The 1,482-nt window shown below is 65.0% G+C and carries 2 protein-coding genes; one reads left to right on the top strand and one right to left on the bottom strand.

The genetic code is table 11. The features are described 5' to 3' along the window. Positions 1-16: 16 nt before the first annotated feature. Positions 17-682, bottom strand: coding sequence for an HAD-IA family hydrolase (locus tag EOA27_RS36190; RefSeq protein ID WP_126080562.1), 666 nt, complete (start codon positions 680-682; stop codon positions 17-19). Positions 683-869: 187 nt separating this feature from the next. Here EOA27_RS36190 and EOA27_RS36185 point away from each other — a divergent pair. After that, a partial coding sequence (locus EOA27_RS36185) for a transglutaminase family protein (RefSeq protein ID WP_145970822.1) occupies positions 870-1,482 on the top strand: 613 nt, incomplete at its 3' end.

Raw genomic sequence — 1,482 nt, 5'->3', positions numbered from 1 at the left:
GTCCCTGTACGAGGGACTAGGCCGCAGCCCGTGTCGGCGACAAAACGATGAAACCACTTTCGTCGACCGCAATGCCGATCTCGTCATAGGAACGGATCGTCGGGTGCGGTGTGACGAGCGGGTGGACGTGCGTGGCGCTGATCACCATCACCGAGGCGCCGGAAGCCTCGCCCGCCGCGATGCCTGCCGGCGCATCCTCGAAGACCAGGCAGTCGCGCGCCTCGACTCCAAGATGCTTTGCCGCCAGGAGAAAACAATCCGGCGCCGGCTTGCCATGGGTCACGTCTTCCGCCGTTACCATCATGGCGGGAACTGGGATGCCGGCCGCCTGCATGCGCAGCAGCGCCAGCTCGCGCGGCGCCGAGGTGGCGATGGCCCAGCGCTCCGGCGGCAGCGATTCCAGGAACGAGACGGCGCCGGGGATAGGGACGATGCCTTCGAGGTCGTCCGCCTCGGCCTTGAGCAGCGCATCGGCTTCCGCAACCACATCGACGCCCGGAAGCATCAATCCGCCGATCGTCTCGATCGCCCGCTTGCCATGGATGGTCGGCAGGAAGGTGGCGATGTCCAGCCCGTGACGCTCCGCCCACTTCGTCCACACCCGTTCCGCCGCGGCGATCGAATTGAGCACCGTGCCGTCCATGTCGAACAGGAAGGCGGCGAACTTTGAGCCTGCGAACATCGGATTTCCTGGAGAATCGTTTTCGGGGAGGGCGAAACGTGGTACCCAGTTTAGACCGGCCAGCACTGGCTGAGAAGGCGAGATACCCACCATTTCAATTTCGCACGGGAACAACCTCCGGTTCGTTGCGTTGAAGAGGCTGTCTTCCAAAATCGCCACGGAGCCAAAACCACCAAGGGGGCATGCGATGCTGATCCGGCTCGGCTATGAAATCGCCATCGAATGCGCGGCGGCGACGCCGATCATCTCGCTTCTCGACATCCATCCCGACCGGCATGCCGACATCAAGCGGCAAACGCGGGTCCTGACCTCGCCCTCGGTGCCGACCCGGACTTATCACGACCGCCACGGCAATATCTGCCGTCGCTTCACGGCGCCCGCCGGAAGCTTCCGCATCCTCTATGACGCGGTGATCGAGGACAGCGGCGAGACGGACGAGGTCAACACGCTGGCGCGAGAAACGCCGGTCGCGGAACTGCCCGACGACGTGCTGACCTATCTGCTCGGCAGCCGCTATTGCGAGACCGACCACCTCGGCAGCATCGCCTGGCAGCTTTTCGGCCAGCTCCCGCCCGGCTGGGCGCGCGTTCAGGCGATCGTCGACTATGTCAACAGCCGGCTCTCCTTCGGCTACGGCTACGCTCGCGCCACCCGCACGGCGGCCCAGGCGCATGAGGAGCGTGTCGGGGTCTGCCGCGATTTCGCGCATCTGGCGATCACGCTTTGCCGATGCATGAACATTCCGGCGCGCTACGTGAACGGCTATCTCGGCGATATCGGCGTGCCGGCCGATCCGGCCC

Source organism: Mesorhizobium sp. M2A.F.Ca.ET.037.01.1.1 (assembly GCF_003998075.1).
Lineage (GTDB): Bacteria > Pseudomonadota > Alphaproteobacteria > Rhizobiales > Rhizobiaceae > Mesorhizobium.
This window is presented reverse-complemented; position numbering and strand designations above follow the sequence as displayed.